17 protein-coding genes, 4 tRNA genes and 1 pseudogene are annotated in these 19671 nt (G+C 69.6%); 9 read left to right on the forward strand and 13 right to left on the reverse strand.

Annotation, left to right across the window (positions count from 1 at the left end):
* Positions 1-16 precede the first annotated feature (16 nt).
* The 3 genes from LX14_RS02825 to LX14_RS02835 are packed head-to-tail and all read left to right on the forward strand — an operon-like array spanning position 17 to position 3344.
* Positions 17-973 (forward strand): WcbI family polysaccharide biosynthesis putative acetyltransferase, encoded by a 957-nt coding sequence (locus LX14_RS02825; protein ID WP_253645763.1) that lies wholly within the window; start codon positions 17-19, stop codon positions 971-973.
* Positions 970-1974, forward strand: a complete 1005-nt coding sequence (locus tag LX14_RS02830) for a glycosyltransferase family protein (protein WP_253645764.1) — start codon at positions 970-972, stop codon at positions 1972-1974. Before LX14_RS02825 ends, LX14_RS02830 begins: the two co-directional genes overlap by 4 nt.
* Complete coding sequence (locus tag LX14_RS02835; RefSeq protein ID WP_253645765.1) at positions 1959-3344, forward strand: glycosyltransferase; 1386 nt, start codon at positions 1959-1961, stop codon at positions 3342-3344. The genes LX14_RS02830 and LX14_RS02835 overlap by 16 nt, the downstream gene beginning before the upstream one ends.
* 9 nt (positions 3345-3353) lie before the next feature.
* On the opposite strand, the gene LX14_RS02840 is transcribed toward LX14_RS02835, so the two are convergent.
* From LX14_RS02840 to LX14_RS02850, 3 genes are all read right to left on the reverse strand, one after another.
* Complete coding sequence (locus LX14_RS02840) at positions 3354-4532, reverse strand: zinc-dependent alcohol dehydrogenase (RefSeq protein ID WP_253645766.1); 1179 nt, start codon at positions 4530-4532, stop codon at positions 3354-3356.
* 49 nt (positions 4533-4581) lie between these two features.
* Complete coding sequence (locus LX14_RS02845) at positions 4582-5673, reverse strand: spore photoproduct lyase family protein (protein WP_253645767.1); 1092 nt, start codon at positions 5671-5673, stop codon at positions 4582-4584.
* A gap of 83 nt (positions 5674-5756) precedes the next feature.
* A complete protein-coding gene (locus LX14_RS02850) occupies positions 5757-6602 on the reverse strand; it encodes an MBL fold metallo-hydrolase (protein WP_253645768.1) in 846 nt (281 codons plus the stop codon).
* A gap of 17 nt (positions 6603-6619) precedes the next feature.
* Here LX14_RS02850 and LX14_RS02855 point away from each other — a divergent pair, with 17 nt between their 5' ends.
* Positions 6620-7069 carry a GAF domain-containing protein gene (locus LX14_RS02855; protein ID WP_253645769.1) on the forward strand — a complete coding sequence of 150 codons (450 nt, stop codon included), beginning with the start codon at positions 6620-6622 and terminating at the stop codon, positions 7067-7069.
* Positions 7070-7082: 13 nt separating this feature from the next.
* A pseudogene (locus LX14_RS20845) lies at positions 7083-8661 on the forward strand (hypothetical protein).
* Here the strand turns inward: LX14_RS20845 and LX14_RS02875 are convergent.
* Positions 8621-8923, reverse strand: a complete 303-nt coding sequence (locus LX14_RS02875) for a putative quinol monooxygenase (protein WP_253645773.1) — start codon at positions 8921-8923, stop codon at positions 8621-8623. The pseudogene LX14_RS20845 and the gene LX14_RS02875 overlap by 41 nt on opposite strands.
* Positions 8924-8964: 41 nt before the next feature.
* On the opposite strand from LX14_RS02875, the gene LX14_RS02880 reads away from it, so the two are divergent.
* Positions 8965-9648 (forward strand): type 1 glutamine amidotransferase domain-containing protein, encoded by a 684-nt coding sequence (locus tag LX14_RS02880; protein WP_253645774.1) that lies wholly within the window; start codon positions 8965-8967, stop codon positions 9646-9648.
* A gap of 31 nt (positions 9649-9679) precedes the next feature.
* Here the strand turns inward: LX14_RS02880 and LX14_RS02885 are convergent, their stop codons facing one another.
* Complete coding sequence (locus LX14_RS02885; RefSeq protein WP_253645775.1) at positions 9680-11071, reverse strand: HNH endonuclease; 1392 nt, start codon at positions 11069-11071, stop codon at positions 9680-9682.
* 165 nt (positions 11072-11236) lie between these two features.
* On the opposite strand from LX14_RS02885, the gene LX14_RS02890 reads away from it, so the two are divergent.
* Positions 11237-12178, forward strand: coding sequence for a GTP pyrophosphokinase (locus tag LX14_RS02890; RefSeq protein WP_253645776.1), 942 nt, complete (start codon positions 11237-11239; stop codon positions 12176-12178).
* A gap of 29 nt (positions 12179-12207) precedes the next feature.
* On the opposite strand, the gene LX14_RS02895 is transcribed toward LX14_RS02890, so the two are convergent.
* From LX14_RS02895 to LX14_RS02910, 4 genes are all read right to left on the reverse strand, one after another.
* Positions 12208-12281, reverse strand: a tRNA-Phe gene (locus LX14_RS02895).
* A 43-nt stretch (positions 12282-12324) separates the two neighbouring features.
* A tRNA-Asp gene (locus tag LX14_RS02900) sits at positions 12325-12401 on the reverse strand.
* Positions 12402-12461: 60 nt separating this feature from the next.
* Positions 12462-12534: transfer RNA gene (locus tag LX14_RS02905), tRNA-Glu, on the reverse strand.
* A 113-nt stretch (positions 12535-12647) separates the two neighbouring features.
* Complete coding sequence (locus LX14_RS02910; protein WP_253645777.1) at positions 12648-14162, reverse strand: MFS transporter; 1515 nt, start codon at positions 14160-14162, stop codon at positions 12648-12650.
* Between the two features lie 106 nt (positions 14163-14268).
* Between LX14_RS02910 and LX14_RS02915 the strand changes: the two genes are divergently transcribed.
* Together LX14_RS02915 and LX14_RS02920 are read left to right on the forward strand one after the other, a co-directional pair.
* Positions 14269-14976, forward strand: coding sequence for a TetR/AcrR family transcriptional regulator (locus LX14_RS02915; protein WP_253645778.1), 708 nt, complete (start codon positions 14269-14271; stop codon positions 14974-14976).
* Between the two features lie 33 nt (positions 14977-15009).
* Positions 15010-15082 (forward strand) — tRNA-Lys (locus tag LX14_RS02920).
* 143 nt (positions 15083-15225) lie between these two features.
* On the opposite strand, the gene LX14_RS02925 is transcribed toward LX14_RS02920, so the two are convergent.
* The 4 genes from LX14_RS02925 to LX14_RS02940 all read right to left on the reverse strand — a co-directional run bounded on the left by LX14_RS02925 (position 15226) and on the right by LX14_RS02940 (position 19649).
* Complete coding sequence (locus LX14_RS02925) at positions 15226-15624, reverse strand: hypothetical protein (RefSeq protein ID WP_253645779.1); 399 nt, start codon at positions 15622-15624, stop codon at positions 15226-15228.
* A 116-nt stretch (positions 15625-15740) separates the two neighbouring features.
* Positions 15741-16415 carry a response regulator gene (locus tag LX14_RS02930; protein ID WP_253645780.1) on the reverse strand — a complete coding sequence of 225 codons (675 nt, stop codon included), beginning with the start codon at positions 16413-16415 and terminating at the stop codon, positions 15741-15743.
* Positions 16412-18094, reverse strand: coding sequence for an ATP-binding protein (locus LX14_RS02935; protein WP_253645781.1), 1683 nt, complete (start codon positions 18092-18094; stop codon positions 16412-16414). The genes LX14_RS02930 and LX14_RS02935 overlap by 4 nt, the downstream gene beginning before the upstream one ends.
* Positions 18095-18209: 115 nt before the next feature.
* Positions 18210-19649, reverse strand: a complete 1440-nt coding sequence (locus LX14_RS02940) for a CitMHS family transporter (RefSeq protein WP_253645782.1) — start codon at positions 19647-19649, stop codon at positions 18210-18212.
* Positions 19650-19671 lie beyond the last annotated feature (22 nt).

The following is a 19671-nucleotide window of genomic DNA, read 5'->3' on the forward strand; positions in this document are numbered from 1 at the left end:
CGCTACGTTGGCGCCGATGACGACAGATGGGCGGACACGTCACTACGGCGACTTCTACGGCGTAGGGGACGAGGACGCGATGGCCGCAGGCTCGACCGAGGACCCGGCGGTGCTCGTGTGGGGCAACTGCCAGGCAGAAGCGCTCCGGGTCGTACTGAACTCTCTGAACACTACCCCCCTCCGGACCGTCCGGGTACCTCCGGTGCACGAACTCACCCCCTCCGACCTCCCCCACCTCGAACGCCTCCTCCGACGCACGCGTGCGGTTCTTTCCCAACCCGTCCGCGCCGGATATCGCGACCTGCCGATCGGCCTCGACGACCTGCGCGAACGCCTGGCGTCGGACGCCGTCGTGGTGCGTTGGCCCGTCGTCCGCTGGGCTGCGCTGCACCCGTTCCAGGTGATCGTGCGCCACCCCGACGACCCCTCGATGGACCCCGACGGCGTCGCCTACCACGACCTGCGCACCATCGCGGCGGCCCGCGACGGTCGCGGCGCCGACGCCTCCTGGGATGTCGACGTCGCACCCGCTGCGTTCCGCGAGGCCGCGCGGATGAGCGCGGACGAGCTCCGTCGCCGCGAGCAGCGGGACACCGACGTCGCCGTGTCCGACATCCTCGAGGCGGTCGGGGCGCAGGCCACCCACACGATCAACCACCCGCAGAACGCCGTTCTGCTCCGACTGGGTCAGCGCATCGCCGACGAACTCGGGCTGTCCGGCACTGTGGCCGACCCCGGACGCGCCCTGCTCGGTGGTGTCCGTGCTCCGGTCGAACACCGCGTGCTGTCCGCGCTCGGCCTGCAGGGTGACGGTCGACGGGACTGGCTCGTCGACGGTCGCACGGTCAGCGCCGACGAGATCCACCGCACCCAGATCGCCTTCTACGCGCGGCATCCCGGGTTCGTCGAGGCCGCGACGACACGCCACGCGGATCTGATCGACGTGCTGGGTCTGAGCCGGGCGACCGCATGACCGACGTCGTCCACGTCCTCGTCGGCCCGCCGACGCACGGGGTGGTCCGTTGGGCTCGTGACATCGCCTGTGCGCTCGACGCACCGACCGTCACCGTCGGCCATCCGCGCGAGCTCACCGCCGATCGCGTGGCGGGCGCAGCCGCGGTCCACATCCACGTCACCGACCGCCTGTTCGGCCCGGACGCTCCCACGGCCGCGACCGAGTTCGTCGCGGCGGTGCGGCGGCTCGGCGTGGAGGTCGGCGTGACGTTCCACGACATCCCCCAGCCTTCGGACGGCACCGGCGCGTTCGGACGGCGCGCGCAGGCCTATCGCGACATGGCCGCCGTGACGCGCGGGGTGATCGTGTCGAGCCGTCACGAACGCAGCCTCCTCGACGAGATGGGGTGGTCCGCGCCCCCACCCGAGGTCATCCCCCTCGCCCTGACAGCCCCGCCTGCGCCGGGACACGACCCGACGGAGGGCACGGCACCGGAGGTCGCCGTCTTCGGCTACCTGTACCCCGGCAAGGGGCACGCCGAGGTCCTCGATGCGCTCGACGTGCTCGATCCCCGGTTCGGTCTCGTGGCGATCGGTGCCGTCTCACCCGGACACGACGACCTCGTCGACGGCCTCCGGCGTCGTGCCGACCACCTCGGCCGCCGCTTCCGGGTCACCGGGTTCATCGACGACGACGCCCTCACCGCGACGTTGCGGGCCGTCGCCGTGCCGGTGGCGCATCACCGACACCTGTCGGCGTCGGGGTCGATCCCCACCTGGATCGCCGCGGGTCGCCGCCCACTCGTACCGCGGGGCCGCTACATCGACGAGCTCGCACACCGGTCGCCCGGTGTCGTCGCCGTCCACCCCGACAGCGGTGACGCATTGCGAGAGGCGTTGTGCACGGCCGTCTTCGAACCATCCACCACCTGGCTGGCACCCGACGTCGACGTCCGCCCGTCGTGGGATGACGTCGTGACGATGCACCGCGACGTGTTCGCCCGGTGGGCGACACCGTGACCGGTCGCGGCCCCGACGGCCGGTGGACGCTGCCCGACGGTCGGACGGTCCTCCCCGGCAATCGATGGGACCTCCTGACCGAGCCTGCGGCACCTGCAGCGGTGTCGGTGGTGGTCCCGTACTTCCGGCAGCAGGATCAGCTCGACCTGATGCTGACGGCGTTGTCGATGCAGACCCACCCCGCCGACCTGCTGCAGGTGATCGTCGCCGACGACGGCTCCCCCACCCCGCCGGACACCGGCGCCTACGACGGCCCGGCGCGCCCGACGGTCGTCCGCCAGGACGATCGCGGTTTCCGTGCCGCCGCCGCCCGCAATCTCGGCGCCGCGGCAGCGGACGGCGAGGTGGTGTGCTTCCTCGACGCCGACACGATCCCCGAACCGTCCTACATCGCAGAGGCGGTACGGCTCCCGTCGGCGGGCCCCGATGTCCTCGCGGTGGGGAGACGACGGCACGCCGACCTCGACGGGTGGACGCCTGCGCGCCTACGTGCGTGGTTCGAGGGCGGTCCCGCACCGACCGAACTCACGGAGCCGGGGTGGCTGCGCGACGCCTATCGCGGATCCGGTGATCTGCTCGACGCCGACCACCGCTCCTACCGCCACATCATCAGCGCGGTCATGACGTGCTCACGGGAGCTGTTCACCGCGGTGGGCGGTTTCGACGGCACCTTCGTCGGCTACGGCGGCGAGGACTGGGAGTTCGCGGCCCGCGCATGGGAACGCGGCGCCGTCCTCGCACATGTGCCCGACGCGGTCGCGTGGCACGACGGCCCCGACTGGGCGGAGCGCTCGACGTCGGATCGCGTCGGCAAGAACCGGGAGGCCATGGCATTGGCCCGGCGCATCACCGACCCGGCCGCACGCCGGCACGGTGTCCGCTATGCGCTCCCCGATGTTCGTTCCGTCGTCCACACCGACGGTCGTTCCGCGGCATCGGTTCTCGTGACCGCCGGGGCCCTGTTGCGTGACCTCGACGGCGTGGTTCATCTCGTCGGCGACACCGCCGAGGAGATCCGCGACGAGTGGGGTGATGCCGATTCGCGGGTCGTCGTCGGGATGCCCTCGCCCGACGCGCGGTCTCGGATCACCGTCATCGTCCGTGCGGCCGTCGACCCAGATCCGGGCGCACTGCGTGCGATCGTGAACGTGCTCGACGACCACCGCGCCGGCCGGCTCGACGTCGAGCACGACGGCCAGACCGTCATCGAGATCCGTTCCGCACGAGCCGATGCCCGCGCCCAGCGCTGGGCGGGCCTGCTACATGCCGACGCCGCGACGCTGGCCGAGGAGTTGTTCCCCGTCCTGCGCCGCGACGCCGAGACCGTCGGGCTCACACCGTCGACCGAGGAACCCCGGCTCGACTGGTGAGCGACCCCGTCAGGGCTTGAGGATCACCTTGACCGCACCGTCCTGCTTCTTCTGGAAGATCTCGTAGGCGTGCGGCGCGTCCTCGAGCGGCAGCTCGTGGGTCGCGAAGGTGTCGACGCCCAGCGGGTCGTCGTCGGTGAGCAGCGGCGTGATCTCCGGCGCCCACTTCTTCACGTTGGCCTGGCCCATGCGCAGCTGGATCTGCTTGTCGAACAGGGTGAGCATCGGCAGCGGATCGGCCATGCCGCCGTAGACGCCGGTCAACGAGATGGTGCCGCCACGCCGGACGATGTCGATCGCCGAGTAGAGCGCGGCGAGACGGTCGACGCCGGCGTGCTCCATCATCGGTCCCGAGATGGCGTCGGGCAGAAGCCCGGCGATCTGTTGGATCGCCTTGGTCGCGACGGAACCGTGCGCCTCCATGCCGACACAGTCCAAGACCGAATCTGTGCCCCGACCGCCGGTGCGCGAACGGATCTCGGCACCGAGGTCATCGACCTCGTCGAGGTTCACGACCTCGATACCCCGGGCTCGTGCACGCTCGAGTCGCTCTGGGACACGGTCGACGCCGATCACCCGATAACCGAAGTGGGCGCCGATACGGGCTGCCATGTCCCCGATGGGTCCGAGCCCCAGGACGGTGAGGGATCCGCCGTCGGGCACGCCGGCATACTTCACACCCTGCCACGCGGTCGGGAGCACGTCGGACAGGTAGACGAACCGCGAGTCCGCCGGGCCCTCGGGCACCTTCATGTGCGTGAACTGCGCCTGCGGGACACGCAGGTACTCGGCCTGACCGCCGGGAACCGCGCCGTACAGCGACGAGTAGCCGAAGAGTGCGGCGCCCATGCCCTGGTCGCGGACCTGGGTGGTCTCACACTGGGTGTAGAGCGTGTCCGAACACATGTGACACGACCCGCACGAGATCTGGAACGGGATGACCACGCGGTCGCCGACCTTGAGGTCACCGGTCTCGGCGCCCACCTCCTCCACTACACCCATCGGCTCGTGTCCGAGGATGTCGCCCGGGGTCATGAACGGGCCGAGCACCTCGTAGAGGTGGAGGTCTGACCCACAGATGTTCGTCGACGTGACGCGGATGATCGCGTCACTCGGCTTCTCGATCTTCGGATCGGGCACCTCGTCGACGCTGACGTTCCGTTTTCCTTGCCATGTGACTGCACGCATGTGAGTCGCATGCCCGCATCGGCATGTGTTCAAACCTGTGCTGGGCGGATCATGTCCAGTAGAGGAGCTGCGCGTCCGGGAGGACGCGGTCGAGTTCGTCGGTGAACCATGACTTCATCTCTGCCATGGTGTCCCGTGGGTAGACGTACTTCACCCCGCCGAACTTGTTCCGCTTGGCGGTGCGGGCGTCCTCGTCCATCTCGAGTTTGGTGGCCGGGTACCAGCTGAGCAGGACGTCCTTGCTGGACTCGGTGAACCGGTGGGTGATGATCTCGACGGTCAGGTCGAGATCGGGCACGTCGCTCACCGCATCGCGGACGTCGGCCAGCATCTGTCCGTACTGCTCCCGCCACCCCGGGATCGGCATGACGGGGGCGATGGTCAGCCCCACCCGATACCCGGCGAGTGCCAGACGGCAGAGCGCTTGTACCCGCGCGGGCATGCGCGCCGTCCCACCCTCGAACCGGTTGGCGACGTCCTCGGCGTTGACCGACAGACGCACCCGTGTCCGACGGCCGTGGTCGATGGTGAGCAGCTCGTCGACGTCGTCGAACTTGGTGGTGAACCGGAGCGACACCCCGTCGCCGTAGTCGCCGGAACCGACGCGGGCGACGGCCTCGGCGAGGGACCCTGTCACGTGCTCGATCCCCAACGGGTCGGTGTAGCAGGACAGTTCGAATGTGGTTCCCTCGTGGCCCCGCTCGTCCGTCCCGGATGTGATGGTGCCGCGACCGGCGTGCGTCCTGATGCCGTCGAGCACCTCGTCGAGGTTGGCGTAGACGCGGGTGACCGGCGGACCCGACAACGACCCCGCGAGGTAGCAGTACTGACAGTGCGCGGGGCAGCCCTTCGCGAGGTCGATGCGCCAGTCCGCGCTGGGCGGGATCGGTTGTGGCTTGCGGGCGCTCGGTGGCGCGACGACGACGGCGAGGGTCTCCTTGGCCATCGCGTAGGTCTGTCGCTCTGATTCGCCGCGGAGGCCGGTGAGCCGATCGCCGGAGAGGATGTCGATGTCGGAGACACCCGCCGCCTCGCAGCGTCGGATGATCTCCGCAGTGTGCGGGAGGTCGGCCGCGGACCGGGTGACGAGGACCCGCGACGGGGTCCACACGCGTGTCGGGGCGACGAGGAGATCGTTCACCCACGGGTAACGCTCGGCCGATCCGCCCGCTTCCCATCACGCGTGCCCTACGCTTCGGATTTCCTCCGCCTCGGACCAGGTGGTCAGCGCGCCAGCGGCTCGATCGTCTCGAACGGCTTCTGGTAGCGGATGCCGACACCGGTACCAGCTTTGCGCCGCAACAGTTCCCGGCTGGCGCCGAAGTTGTCGATGATGCGCGGCAGGGGACGCAGCGGGCGCGTCAGCGGCCGACCGAAGTTGTCCCAGTGCACCGGCAGGATCAGCCTCGGACGGGTCGCCTCGACCACGTGCTGCCAGTACTCGTCCTGGAAATCGCGTGGTTGCGAGCCGAGCCCGCCGATACCCAGGTACAGCGCGTCCACGTCGAGCCCGCCGAAGGCGTGAGGCACATGGTTGGCGCTGGGGTGGATGAGGATCGATCCCTGCGGATGCGTGACGAGGAACGAGTAGCACGCGCCGGTGCGATAGTCCTTGGCCTTGCACGGCGGCGTCAGTGGGGCGTCGATGGTCCCAGGAGCGAAGTCCCCCGGGCTGTGCAGACCCTCGAACACCCGCACGCGGAACGCCCCGACGGCGATCTCGTCGTCGTGAGCGATCAGCTGCATCTGCTGCTCGTCGAGTCCCCACCCGCGGCCGACGTTCACGGTCGACTCCGATCCGTGGACCGTCGCGCCCGTGCGTCGTGCGACCTCGGGGGCATCCATCGCGTGGTCGACGTGGGAGTGGGCGACGAGGATCGCGTCCAGGGAATCGATCCGCGCCCGCTCGAGGGTGTCGGTGATGCGGGCGAGGTCGGGGGCGACGCGCCCGAACCGGATGCGCAGCAGCGACGGCCGGGAGAAGAACGCGTCGGTCATCACCGACGACGTGCCGTCGGTGAGCAGGATCGACGACGAACCGAAGAAGGTCGCCCGCACGGTTGTGGTCACCGGTGCATTCTGACGGCATGCCCTCGGTCCCCGATCCCCGCACCGACGACCCCGGCCCGACTGGGCGCGTCTATGGCGCGCCGATGGTCGACGGAGTGCGCCGGGCGCTCGAGCTCGGCCTGTGCGGCATGTCTGCCGCCGACGAGCGCGGGGTGCGGCGTGTCGAGCGGTTCGCGCAGGTCCCCGACGGCTCCTTCGTCTGGACCCGCACGTCCGACGGCGACCACTTTCTCGGTCGGCTCAGTGGACCTCTGCGAGACGACCTCGGCGACGAGGCTGTCGCATCCGGGCTCGTGCATGTCCGGTCGTGCACATGGACTGACGACCCGGTCCCCGAGCGCGAGGTGCCCCCGGCGACGCTCGCGACGTTCGCGCGCGGCGGTCGCAACTTCCAACAGACCCATGACCCGGCGGTGTGGGCGCAGTCGGCGGAGATCTGGCGGCGTCGAGGACCTGCCGGCCGATAGGCATCGTCTACCCATGCCCGACTGGACATACGTACCGCTGGAGCCCGTGGCGTCGCGCGTCCTCGGCACCCGCCGCACCCACCGGTGGGCACTGGCGATCCTCGCCACCCTCGTCCGGGCGGGCGGCCGCCGATGGATACCCGTGATGTTCGCCCATCCTGCGGTGCCGGATGACCTGCGCGGCCGATTGGGCGCACGCGTCCCTGTGTCGGTCGCACGGAACGCGATCGACGCGTTGCCGGTGCAGGGTGCCTCGCTGATCGAGGTGGGGCCGGTGGGCGTCGACGACGCGGAGGCGACTGCCGCGGCCGCTGCCCGGCGACGGTGCCGCGTCGTCGCGGTGTGCGACTCGGCCGAGAGCGCCTCCGCAGTCGCGCCGTACGTCGACGACACCTGTGTCGGCGACAGCGGCTCGACGGTGCTGTCCGACCCCGATGTCGGCGTCGCCGTCGCGGCGCTGGCGTCACCGGGGGCGGTGGTCATCGCGGACCATCGCCTGCTCGTGTCGGCCGGTCCGGGGTGGTTCCACCGCGTGATCGAAGCCGCGGCAGGCGACACCCCACCGCCCGACCCCGTCGGCCCCCTGGGAGGGCCCTGCTCCGCTTCTGGTCCTGGCCGGGCTGGATGTAGGCACTGGTGACCGGGATCGGCCTCGTCGTCGCCGGGCTCGGCGCAGCCGTCATCACCGTCGGACCGGTGTTGCTCGGGTACGACCGCGACTATCTGGGGTTGACCGTCGCGGGACTCGACGGCATCGACGCTCACCTCGTCGGGTTCCTGCAGCACGACCGGATCACCATGGCCGGGAACATGATCGGGCTGGGGATCCTCTACTGCGGTCTGGCGTGGGGTGGCATCAGGCACGGCCGGCGCTGGGCGCGCGACGCGCACCTGGTGTCCGGGATCGTCGCGTTCGGGACATGGTTCCATTTCCTCGCGACCGGGTTCGTCGAACCCCTGCACACCACCGTCGTGATCGCCCTGCTGCCGATGGTGGTGATCGCCGTCGTCCGAGCACCTGTGGCGACGGTCCGCCGCGAGTCCCCGACGGACCGCCACGCGAGCGTGTCGCAGCGCTGTGGGGGCAGCTCATGATGATCGGGGTCGGCGGCGGGCTCACTGTCGCGGGCATCGTCATATCCACCGTCGGCCTCACCGCCGTGTTCGTGCCGACGGATCTCGGCTACCTCGAGATGGACTCGGCCGCGCTGCGATCGGCCGACCCCCAGCTCCTGCCGTTCATCGCCCACGATCGCGCCGGTTTCGGCGGGGCACTCGTGGGTTCGGGTCTGGCGGTGTTGCTGATCTCGATGTGGGGATGGCGCCGAGGCGAGCGGTGGGTCTGGTGGTCACTGCTGGGCGGTTGCGCGGCCGGGACCGTCCCGGCTCTCGCGATCCATCTCGAGATCGGCTACACGACCCTCAGCCACCTGCTGCCGCTCTATGTGCTCGTGGCCGTGGTCGCGACCGCGCTCTGGCTGTCGCGGCCGTACCTGACCGCCGCCGCGACACCCCCACGACGTCGGGTGCCGACGACGACGCCGTCAGCGATCAGTCGCGCAGCGGGAGCGTCGACGACCAGATCGTCTTGACCGGCGGCTGGGCGACGATCTCGCGCAGGCGGCTCGCACCTTCCGGGGTCGTGCGCCACTCGGCGTAGGCCGCGTGGTCCTCGGTGGTCGCCCACTGCTCGACGATCATGACGTGATCGGGGTCGGCGTCGTCAATGCGGACCTCGATGCCCTGGTTGCCCGACCAGTTGCGGGTCGCCACCAGCGTCTCGTCGATGATCGCCGGCGCGGTGTCGCGCTGAGCCGGGTCGAGGTGCAGTTCCAGGAGGACCAGGGTTGTCATGCCACCATCGTGCCTCCCCGGGCCCTGGCACGATGGGAGGCATGAAGATCCTCATGGTCCTGACATCCCACGACACGCTCGGCGACACCGGGAAGAAGACGGGGTTCTGGCTCGAGGAGTTCGCCGCCCCCTACTTCCGCTTCGCGGACGCCGGCGCCGACATCGTCGTCGCCTCGCCCGCCGGTGGGCAGCCCCCGCTGGATCCGAAGAGCAACGAGCCCGACTTCCAGACCGACGACACCCACCGCTTCGAGGCCGACGAGGACGCGAAAGCCCAACTGGCCGCGACCGTCCGGCTCGACTCCGTCGACCTCGGTGACTTCGACGCCGTGTTCTACCCGGGCGGCCACGGCCCCCTGTGGGACCTGGCGGAGGATCGCGACTCCATCAGCCTCATCGAGAACGCCATCGCGGCCGAGACCCCCGTCGCACTCGTCTGCCACGCGCCCGGAGTCCTCCGGCACGTCACCGGCTCCGATGGCGAGCCGCTGGTGAAGGGCCGCAAGGTGACCGGCTTCACCAACGGCGAGGAGGAGGGCGTCGGACTGACCGACGTCGTCCCGTTCCTGGTCGAGGACGAACTGATCAAGCTCGGTGGCGACTACAGCAAGGGACCCGACTGGGGTTCCTACGTCGTCACCGACGGCATCCTCATCACCGGCCAGAACCCCAGTTCGTCCGCCGAGGCGGCGACCGCGCTCATCGATCTGCTCCAGAAGGGGTAGTTCACCGCTGACCGCGCTCCGCGGAGCGCGGTCAGGCGGCGACGGGGGTCTGCTTCTGGCCCTCACGCCATTCCCACGCCGCGTACAGCACCTCGAGTGTGTAGCCGAGGTCGAGTCGACCCCCTCCGACGGGTTCGATCGCGTCCGCCGCGACACCGCTGTCGGGTCGCCAGTTCGTGGGTGCTGCGAGCAGGGGCGCGACGTCGATCAGCGATCCGTCGGCGCGGTGGAACGTGAACTGCTGACCACCGGACGCGCGAATCGTGAACTCGCCCTGGTGCAGTGCCCTGTGGTGAGTGGAGCAGAGCATGATCAGGTTGTCGGGATCGGTGGTGCCGCCGTCGCGCCAGAACGTCACGTGGTGGGCGTGGAGGTGGCGTGTTCGCCCGCATCCCGGGTGCCGACATCCGCGGTCCCGTTCGAACACGAGCCGGAGCAGCGCGCGCGTCGGTAGCCGGCGTCTGCGACCCCACCGCAGTACGACGCCAGGTCGGCCCTTGCGCCTCCCGACTGTGCGGGTCGACCCACCGCACGATGCCTCGTCGACATCGGCCTCGGACACGGCGGGCCCGCCGTCGAGATGCGGTTCGGTGGAGGTGTCGTCGGCGTCGGTGTGGATCACGACCTCGGCGCCGGGCGCGAACTCCGGCATGGCGACCACCGTGGCCATGGTGTCGGCCATCGCGACCACCGCGTCGGCGATGTTCGAGGGAACGTGCCGCCACAGGTCGACAGTCCCCTGCGCGCTCCGCGGAGCGTCGTCGCCTGTCTCGTGACCGGCATCGGGGGGCGGAACGTCCGGGTCGTCGGCCGTCCGGGTGCGTTCGTATTCGCTGCGCACGACGCCCGCCAGGAACCGCGCGCCGTCGACCGGCGCGAGGCGCATCGTCACCGACAACGTCCCGTCGTCGTTCCACCGCCATCGCGCGGTGGATTCGGCACGACCGGCGTCGGATTCGTTCTCGCGGCGGTCGATGTCGCTGACCGAGCGCACGATGCGCTCGACCTGAGCTGCGGTGGCCGACAACGCCACGGACACCAGCTCCTCCTCGCGGTCGGGTGTGGCCACCCGGGTCAGCGCGCGGACCTTCGAATACGACAACCGGCCCTCGGCGAACGCGGCGTGCATCTGCGGGAGATCGTCCAGCGCGTGGGCGATACGGAGGTGATCCTGTGCGGCGCGCAGCGACAACCCGGTGCGCCACGACAACCAGTGCGCGCACGACCGGATGCCCTCGCCGTTCCAGACTCCGCGCTTGTCGAACTCGCGCAGCAGGTCGACGAACCGTGCGGTCAACACCGCGATCTGGGTCGCGTGCCCCACGACCCGCTCGGTCAAGGCCGCGTCCGACAGTCCGACCGAACTCGTCCGGTCGAAGATGTCGGCCTGTGCACGAGCCGATTCAATGTCGACGACTGTCATGGTCCCCCCGGACGGATCGCAGCTCTGAACTGCCGCGATGCTATCGACGGGGTCCGACAGTTCTCGCCGACCGCGTTCCGCGGAGCGCGGTGTCCGGGCCGGATTCCGACGGAGCGCCTCACTAGAGTGGATCGCTGACGAGCACAGGCATGAAAGGAGCGGACGATGACCTCGGCGATCGACCAGTATCTGCGCGAGTTCGGTCGGTTCCAGGACGTCACCACGCGAATGGAGCGGGCTGTGACGGCGCGGCTCACGGAGAGCTTCATCGCCGTCCACGCGGTGCAGTCCCGCACGAAGGAGCCGGACTCGGCCGCGGGCAAGTTCGCCCGCCTCGACGAGTCCGGTGCCCCGATGTTCACCGATCCGCTGCACGAGGTGACCGACCTCGTGGGCGTCCGCGTCATCACGTATCTCACGTCGGACATCGCCCGCGTCGAGGAGGCGCTGATGTCGGCGTTCGAGGTGCGGCAACGCGTCGACAGGACCTCGGCCACCCAGAGCGCCGGCACGTTCGGCTACGCCGGTACCCATCTGATCCTCCGCGCCGACGACGATCTGCACTTTGAGGTGCAGATCCGCACCGTCCTCCAGCACGCCTGGGCCGAGATCGAACACGGCATCCGCTACAAGGGGTCCCGGACGACGCCGTCGGCACCGATCGACCGCGCCTTCACACTCGCGGCCGGATTGATCGAGTTGGCCGACGCGCAGTTCGCCGAGGTCGACACACTCCACAAGAGCGACCTGGCCCACGCCCGCGCCACCGCGGAGATCGAGATCGGCACCCTGCAGGAGGTGCTGACGACGGCGCTGCCCGAGATCAACCCGGCCCGCGCCAACGCGTACGAGTGGCTGGTCACGCTGCTCGCCGCCAACGGGATCGTCGTGCGCGAGGACCTCGACGAGTTCCTCGCCGCCTGCGACGTCGACGCCGTCATCGATGCGATGGACTACAAGTACGCGCCCACGCATGTCCGACTCGTCGACGATCTGTTGTTGGCCCGCTTCGGCGAGGACCATATCGCGCGGACTGCCGCGATGACGACGGACAGGGATCGCGAACCGAAACTCCGCTACCGGCTGGGGAGACTCACCGACGCGTGAGAGGACGCGGTCAGGATGGGCGAGAAGTGTGGCCAGAGTCGGGATCGAACCGACGACCTTCCGCTTTTCAGGCGGACGCTCGTACCAACTGAGCTACCTGGCCGGATGGTGCCGTTGCACCGACTTCCGGGTGATCACCAGAAATCTGGCGACCCTGACGGGACTCGAACCCGCGACCTCCGCCGTGACAGGGCGGCGCGCTAACCAACTGCGCCACAGGGCCTTGCATGTACAACACGCTTCTCCGGCGCTTTCGAGATGTCACCTCGAACGCCGGATGGCGTACCCCCTACGGGATTCGAACCCGCGCTACCGCCTTGAAAGGGCGGCGTCCTAGGCCGCTAAACGAAGGGGGCCAGTCTCTCCGTGGGGAGCTAGACGAGCTTAGGACATGGGTCGGAAATTTCTCAAATCCGCTGACCGGAGGACCCGGGGCCGCCGTGGCGACCCCGGGTCCTCGCAGGTCAGGTCATGCGTGGACGACTGCGGCACCCTCAGGGGTGTCCGGCAGCTTGCCCGGCCGCACCACGACGGCGGCCAGCACACCGCCGACGAGGAAGATGCTGGCAGCCCACCAGAACGACGTCGTGTAGCTGTGCACCGCCGCGGTCTGGGCCAGCTCCATGGCGTTGGTCCGCCCTGTCGCCGGGTGATCGACCAGGTACCCGGTCAGCGCGCTCGAGGCGATGGTGCTCAGGAGCGCCGTTCCGACCGATCCACCGACCTGCTGCATGGTGTTCACCGTCGCCGACGCGACACCCGCGTCGTCGGAGGAGACACCCGAGATCGCACCCTGCATGGCGGGCGCCATCGCGGCACCGATGCCCAGACCGGTCACGACGAGCCCCGGCAGGATGTCGGTGACATACGTGCTGTCGGTCGACAGCTGCGTCAGCAGGCCGATCCCGACGGCGGCGGTCACCATGCCGCCGGCCATGAGCCAGCGCGGACCGAATCGGGGCAGGATCACCGACGTCGATGTTGTCGCCGTCAGCACCAGGCCACCGATCATGGGCAGGAACGCGAGACCGGTCTTGATCGGCGTGAAGCCCAGGTTCTGCTGCAGGTAGTAGGTGAGGAACAGGAAGATCCCGAACATCCCGATACCGGCGATGAACACGATCAGATAGGACCCACCGCGGGTGCGGTCGAGGATGATCCGCAGCGGCAGCAGCGCGTGCGCGGTCCGTGCCTGCAGGCGGAGGAACACGGCGAGCAGAACCGCACCGGCGGCCAGCCAGGTGATCGTCGCCCAGTCGCCCCATCCGTTGGTCTCGGCGTTGGAGAAGCCGTAGACGATCGAGAACAGCGCCGCGGAGACGGTGATCACGCCGGGCATGTCGAGACGCGGGCGGTGCTCACTGCGCTGCTTGCCGATGAAGGCGAGGGCGCCGACGAGAGCGATCGCGGCGATCACGAGGTTGACGTAGAGGCACCAGCGCCAGTCGACCCACTCGGTGAGCACGCCACCGAGCAGCAGACCCAGCGCGCCACCGCCACCGGCGATCGCACCGAAGATGCCGAACGCACGGCCGCGCTCCTCGGGGTCGGTGAAGGTCGTGGTCAGCAGGGACAGCGCTGCGGGCGCGAGCAGCGCACCGAAGACGCCCTGCCCGGCGCGTGCCATCACGAGCATCTCGAAGTTGACCGCGGCACCGCCGATCGCCGACATGACGGCGAATCCGACGAGGCCGATGGTGAACGTCGTGCGACGTCCCCACAGGTCGGAGAGCCGGCCGCCGAGCAGCAGCAGGCTGCCGAAGGCGAGGGCGTAGGCGGTGACCACCCACTGGCGATCGGCATCACCGAAGCCGAGCGACTGCTGGGCGTGGGGCAGCGCGATGTTCACGATGGTGGCGTCGAGCACGACCATCAGCTGCGCGAGGGCGAGGACACCCAACACCAGCCACCGCAGGCGGTGGTGCCGTTCCTGCCCGCTCTCCGGGGCGCCTGCGCGGGCCTCGGCCACAGAACTCGTTGTCATGGGATTCCTACGATTCTCTGGAGTACCTATGCGGAGGCGATTCCTCCGCTTGGTGAGAACGGTAACACCAACCGGAGAGGTTGTCTCCACTTGTTAGACTGTGAGCATGACCACGGTTGATCCACGGGCGGCAACGGCGCCGTTCGCCGACCCCTCCGCCAAGCCGTTGCGCGCCGACGCCGAGCGCAACCGCCTGCGGATACTCGACGCAGCGCGAGAACTGTTCGCGCAGAGGGGACCTGACGTCACCCTCGATGACATCGCCGCACACGCCGGCGTCGGGGTCGGCACCGTCTACCGACGTTTCGCCAACCGCGACGAGCTGCTCGAGGCGATCGTGACCGAGCATTTCGGCCATGTGCACGCGCGCGTCCAGCAAGCCCTCGATTCCGACGACGCGTGGGAGGGAATCGTCGACCTGGTGACCTTCGTCAGCGAGTCGATGGCGACCGATCGCGGGCTGGCGGCGGTGATGATGCGCGTCGATCCCTGCGCGGCGTCGGTGGAACGCGCGAAGGAGTCGCTGACCGCACTGGTGGACGAGGTGTTCGAGCGGGGGCGCCGCACCGGCGTCCTGCGCGAGGACATCGTCGAAAGCGACTTCTTCGCGATCTTCTGCATGGTGCGGTCCATCGCCGATCTCACGGAGACGTCGGTACCGGGTACCTGGCGCCGCTACCTGTCGCTGCTGCTGGACTCCATCCGCGCCGACGGGATCCGCCTGCCACTCACCGTCCCCGCGCTCACCAAGGATCAGATCCACGCCGCGAAACACGGCAGGAGCGGGGACTGTTCAGGCACTCGGGGTCTGTAGACTCCTGCGATCAGTGGCCCTCTCGAGGCGCCCGCCCCTATAGCTCAGTTGGTAGAGCTACGGACTTTTAATCCGCAGGTCGTAGGTTCGAGCCCTACTGGGGGCACCGCTGCGGTCAGCCCCCTCCCGCGACCGTTCCCTGCATCAGCGACCGTTGCGACGGTCGCGGATGGACGAATCGGTCTCGGGAACACGAAACCGCCCGATGTCGCGTGGGGTGCGACACCGGGCGGTGAGGTGGATGTGGGGTCAGCGGCGGCCGAGGAACGATCCGAGCTGGGTGAGCGCGTTGGTGCCGGCGGTGCCGAGCTGCGAGCCCGCGTTGGTGCCCGCGGTGCCCAGCTGCGTCTGGCCGTTGGTCCCGGCGGTCCCGAGCTGGGTCTGGGCGTTGGTGCCGGCGGTGCCCAGCTGCGAACCCGCGTTCGTGCCGGCGGTGCCCAGCTGCGTCTGGCCGTTGGTCCCGGCAGTGCCGAGCTGGGTCTGGGCGTCGGTGCCCGCGGTGCCCAGCTGCTGGGAGCCGTTGGTCAGGACCGTCCCGAGGGAGTCGGCGGATGCGGGGGAAGCGACCAGGACAGCAGCGAAAGCGCCTGCGGCGAGCGCAGATCCGGTGAGAGCGGTGATGCGTGCGGTGCGTGTGGTGAAGGTCATGGGGAAGACAGAACACTGCCGAGACCCGGGTCACCAGCATTTCGATCCCCTACCCGGTAACCCGTAGGAATCTTCCCCCGATCCCCTAACGACCCCCCTGCCCCATCCCCCACCCCCTACGCAGAGTTCACGATCTTGTATTCCTGCTTGGGGCGGCCCGTCGCTCCGTACCGGAGGGCCATCTCGAGTCGGCCGTCCGCCACGAGGGCGGCGAGATGACGTCGTGCTGTGGGCGGCGAGATGCCGACGGCCGCGGCGATCTGGTCGGCGACCATGGACCCGTCGTGGTCGGCGACGGCCGTGAGGATCGCCTTCTCCGTCTGCGACACCTCCGCGGTGCGTGACGCCTGAGGGCGCTCGCCGCGCACCGCGGACACAGCGGAGTCGACGACGGACTGCGTCACGGTCGGCACCGCGACGATGCGTCGGTACTGCGCGTAGCCGGCCAGCCGGCGGGCCAGCTCGGTGTTCTCGAACGGCTTGATCAGGTAGGCCATGGCCCCCGCGGTGACGGCGTGCCGCAGTGCGGTCGCGCTGTCCTCGGCGGTGACGACGATGCTGTCGCAGCGCAGTTCGCGGATCAGTTCGATCCCCGAGCCGTCGGGCAGGTGGACGTCGACGAGGGCCAGGTCGATGTCGGGGATCTCGGTGACGGCTCGTCGGGCCTCGGCGATGCTGCCGACGCGCGCGACCGTCTCGAACCCGATGATCGCGTCGACGATGGACGCGTGCAGCGCCGCGACGCGGAAGTCGTCGTCGACGACGAGCACCCGGAGAGTCCCGCGACTCATGACCCACCACCTCGCAGCACACCGGGGATACGCGCGACCATGATCGCACCGCCGAGCGGGTTCTCCGGTCCGACGGCCCCGCCCGGGTCGCCGATCACCACGTCCCCGCCGTGCCCGCGCGCGGACTGCCGGGACAGCGCCAGGCCCATCCCCCGACCGCCCGGCACCGTGGGGTCGGCGTGGGACGTCACACCCTCGGTGAACACCGACTGCGGGTCGTCGGCGATCACGGCATCCTGTCCCAGTCGCAGGCCGCCGATGCCGTCGCCGCTGTCGGCCACGGTGATCAGCACGGTGTCCCCCTCGGCGACGATCTCGACCTCGACGACCCGCGGCTCGCGGGTACCGATCCGCGCCGCGTCGATCGCGTTGTCGACCAGGTTCCCCAGGATGGTGATGACGTCGACCGGGCTGATGAGATCGCCGTCGATCCACGTCTGCGGCCCGAGGGTCAGCGTCACACCATGCTCCCGCGCGGCAGCGGCCTTCGCGTCGAGGAACGCGTGCAGATGCGGCTCGGACACGTTGTCGAGCCCGGGGAGCGCGATCGCGAAACGCCCTGTGCCCGAGACCTCGTCGAGGTAGTCGAGGGCGGCGTCCGCCCGGCCCTGGCGGATCAGGCCGGACACCACGTGGATCCGATTGGCCGACTCGTGCCGCTGCGCACGCAACGCGTCGGTCATCGCCTTGATCGACGCGACCTCGCGCGTCAGACCCTCGACGTCCGTGCGGTCGACGACGGACACCACCAGGCCGAGGTCACGGCCGTCGCGCCGCACCGGTCGCGACGAGACCAGGACGATGCGATCGCCGACGGCGGCGGCGCGAGCGGCCTCGACCGGCTCGCGCGCGACCTCCAACACACGCGGGGTCAGACCGATCTCCTCCACGCGGTCACCGACACCGCCGCGCAAGGCCAGCAGTTCGCGCGCCCGGTCGTTGACGACGCGGACCACGCCGCGGGGGTCTACACCCAGCACGCCGTCGCCGACCGAGTGCAGCACCGCCTCCTGCTCGCGGACCAGCTCCGAGAGCTGGTCCGGCTCGAGACCGAGGGTGAGCCGACGCCACCGTCGGGCCAACAGGACCGAGCCGATCACCCCGACCGCCAGGGCGCCCACGGCGATACCTGTCGTCGTCAACAGATCGTCCCGGATGTCGCGGCGGACCCGTTCGGTCGAGATGCCGACGCTGACGAGTCCGACGACCCGACCGTCGTCGGCATAGATCGGGGTCTTGGCCCGCACCGACTCCCCCAGGGTGCCGCGTTCGGTCGCGAGATCCTCACGGCCGCCCAGTGCCTGGCGCGGATCCGTGCTGAGCCTGCCCCCGATCTGGTCCGGCTCGGGATGGGCCAGTCGGATGCCCCGGTCGTTGGCGACGACGACGAACAGTGCACCGGTCCGGGCGGCGATGGTCTGCGACTGGCGTTGCAACGCAGAGGTTTCGAGCGCGGCACGTGTCGGCACCAGGGGCGACGCCGCATCCGCCGAGTACCGCGTGGTCTCCTCGCGGACCTGCGGATCGCTCGCCACCGATCGGGCGATGGCGAGCGCGCGTTGCGCGTACTCGTCACGCAGGCGCTCACCGGATCCGGCGACGAGGACACCGAAACCGACACCGAGGCTGAGCAGGATGACGACGATCTGCAGGAGGAGGACCTGGGTGCGCAGCTTCATCCGCGTCGACCAGGGATGACGCGATCGGCGACCACCCGACAACAGTAGGCATCCGCCGGACCGCGATGTCGCGATCCGGCGGATGCCGTGTGGGGCTGCGTCGGTCACCGACCGGTCAGAACGGGATCGATCCGACGAGGACACCGACACCGAGCATGGCCACCGAGACCAGGCACGCCCGCCAGAGGACCTTCTTGTGGTGATCCGCCAGGGACACCCCGGCGAGCGCGACCAGCAGCAGGATCGCGGGCACCAGCGGGCTCTGCATGTGCACCGGCTGACCGGTGATGGATGCCCGCGCCACCTCGGCCGGGTCGATGCCGTACTTCTGGGCGGTCTCCGAGAGCACCGGCAGCATGCCGAAGTAGAAGGCGTCGTTGGTCATGAAGAACGTGAACGGGATCGACAACAGGCCGATCACGATGGCCAGGTGCGGGCCGAGGAAGGTCGGCAGGATGCTGGTGAGCCAGTCCGCGATCGCCTCGACCATGCCGCTGCCGGACAGCACCCCGGTCAGCACCGCGGCGGCCAGGACCATGGACACGACGGCCACGATCGACGACGAGTGCCGGGTGATGGCGGCCGACTGCTCGCTGACCTTGGGGAAGTTGACCACCAGGGCGATTCCCGCCGCGATCATGAACAGCACGGGGATCGCGACGACGTCCATCCCGAGCACCGCCAGCAGGCCGATGGTGAGAGCGGCGTTGAACCACAGCAGCTTCGGGCGCAACGTGGGGCGGTTCGGGTCGAGCGCACCGTCGGTGAAGGTCGGACGGGGCTTCTCGTCGGTCGAGTCGTCCGAGTCGTCGAGGGAGATGTCGGCCGATCCCGACGGACGGCGCGGCGGGACGGTACCGGTGCCCGGCCCGTCGAGAACGGCGACACCGGAACCGGATCCACCACCGACACCGGCGAGCACAGACTCGCGGATCTCGATCTTGCCGATGCGACGACGCTCCAGCACACCGAGGTGGTAGGCGAACAGCAGCACGATCACCAGGCCGACGACGAGCGACGGGATCATCGGGACGAAGACGTCCGACGGCGACACCTTGAGCGCCGCGGCGGCGCGGGCGGTGGGGCCGCCCCACGGGAGGATGTTCATCGTCGCGTTCGACAGGCCGGCGACGACCGTGAGGACGATCGGGCTGACACCCAGCTTGAGGTAGAGCGGCAGCAACGCCGACGTCGTGATGATGAACGTCGTCGACCCGTCGCCGTCGAGGGAGACGATCATCGCGAGCACCGCGGTGCCGACGACGAGCTTCGCGGGATCGTCGCGGACGAGTTTGACGACGCCGCGGACCACCGGGTCGAAGAGCCCGACGTCGATCATGATCCCGAAGAACACGATGGCGAAGAAGAGCATCGCCGCCGTCGGGGCCAGGTCCTTGATCCCGTCGGTCACCATGTCGCTGATGCCCAGCCCGGCGCCGGCGAAGAGGCCGAAGGCCACCGGGACCAGGATGAGCGCGACCACGGGGGTCGCGCGCTTGGTGATGATGAGGAACATGAAGGTGACCACCATCAGGAGGCCGAGTGCCACAAACATGTCGTTACCGTCGCTTCCGTGA

The sequence above is a fragment of the Williamsia deligens genome (assembly GCF_024171765.1).
In the GTDB taxonomy this organism is placed as follows: Bacteria; Actinomycetota; Actinomycetes; order Mycobacteriales; family Mycobacteriaceae; genus Williamsia_A; species Williamsia_A deligens.

Excerpts from the sequence above, each read along its gene's own strand:
- LX14_RS02825 (WP_253645763.1), top strand. The coding sequence starts at position 17 with ATGACGACAGATGGGCGGACACGTCACTACGGCGACTTCTACGGCGTA.
- LX14_RS02830 (WP_253645764.1), top strand. The coding sequence starts at position 970 with ATGACCGACGTCGTCCACGTCCTCGTCGGCCCGCCGACGCACGGGGTG.
- LX14_RS02840 (WP_253645766.1), bottom strand. The coding sequence starts at position 4,532 with ATGCGTGCAGTCACATGGCAAGGAAAACGGAACGTCAGCGTCGACGAG.
- LX14_RS02855 (WP_253645769.1), top strand. The coding sequence starts at position 6,620 with ATGCCCTCGGTCCCCGATCCCCGCACCGACGACCCCGGCCCGACTGGG.
- LX14_RS02875 (WP_253645773.1), bottom strand. The coding sequence starts at position 8,923 with ATGACAACCCTGGTCCTCCTGGAACTGCACCTCGACCCGGCTCAGCGC.
- LX14_RS02880 (WP_253645774.1), top strand. The coding sequence starts at position 8,965 with ATGAAGATCCTCATGGTCCTGACATCCCACGACACGCTCGGCGACACC.
- LX14_RS02885 (WP_253645775.1), bottom strand. The coding sequence starts at position 11,071 with ATGACAGTCGTCGACATTGAATCGGCTCGTGCACAGGCCGACATCTTC.
- LX14_RS02890 (WP_253645776.1), top strand. The coding sequence starts at position 11,237 with ATGACCTCGGCGATCGACCAGTATCTGCGCGAGTTCGGTCGGTTCCAG.
- LX14_RS02910 (WP_253645777.1), bottom strand. The coding sequence starts at position 14,162 with ATGACAACGAGTTCTGTGGCCGAGGCCCGCGCAGGCGCCCCGGAGAGC.
- LX14_RS02915 (WP_253645778.1), top strand. The coding sequence starts at position 14,269 with ATGACCACGGTTGATCCACGGGCGGCAACGGCGCCGTTCGCCGACCCC.
- LX14_RS02925 (WP_253645779.1), bottom strand. The coding sequence starts at position 15,624 with ATGACCTTCACCACACGCACCGCACGCATCACCGCTCTCACCGGATCT.
- LX14_RS02930 (WP_253645780.1), bottom strand. The coding sequence starts at position 16,415 with ATGAGTCGCGGGACTCTCCGGGTGCTCGTCGTCGACGACGACTTCCGC.
- LX14_RS02935 (WP_253645781.1), bottom strand. The coding sequence starts at position 18,094 with ATGAAGCTGCGCACCCAGGTCCTCCTCCTGCAGATCGTCGTCATCCTG.
- LX14_RS02940 (WP_253645782.1), bottom strand. The coding sequence starts at position 19,649 with ATGTTTGTGGCACTCGGCCTCCTGATGGTGGTCACCTTCATGTTCCTC.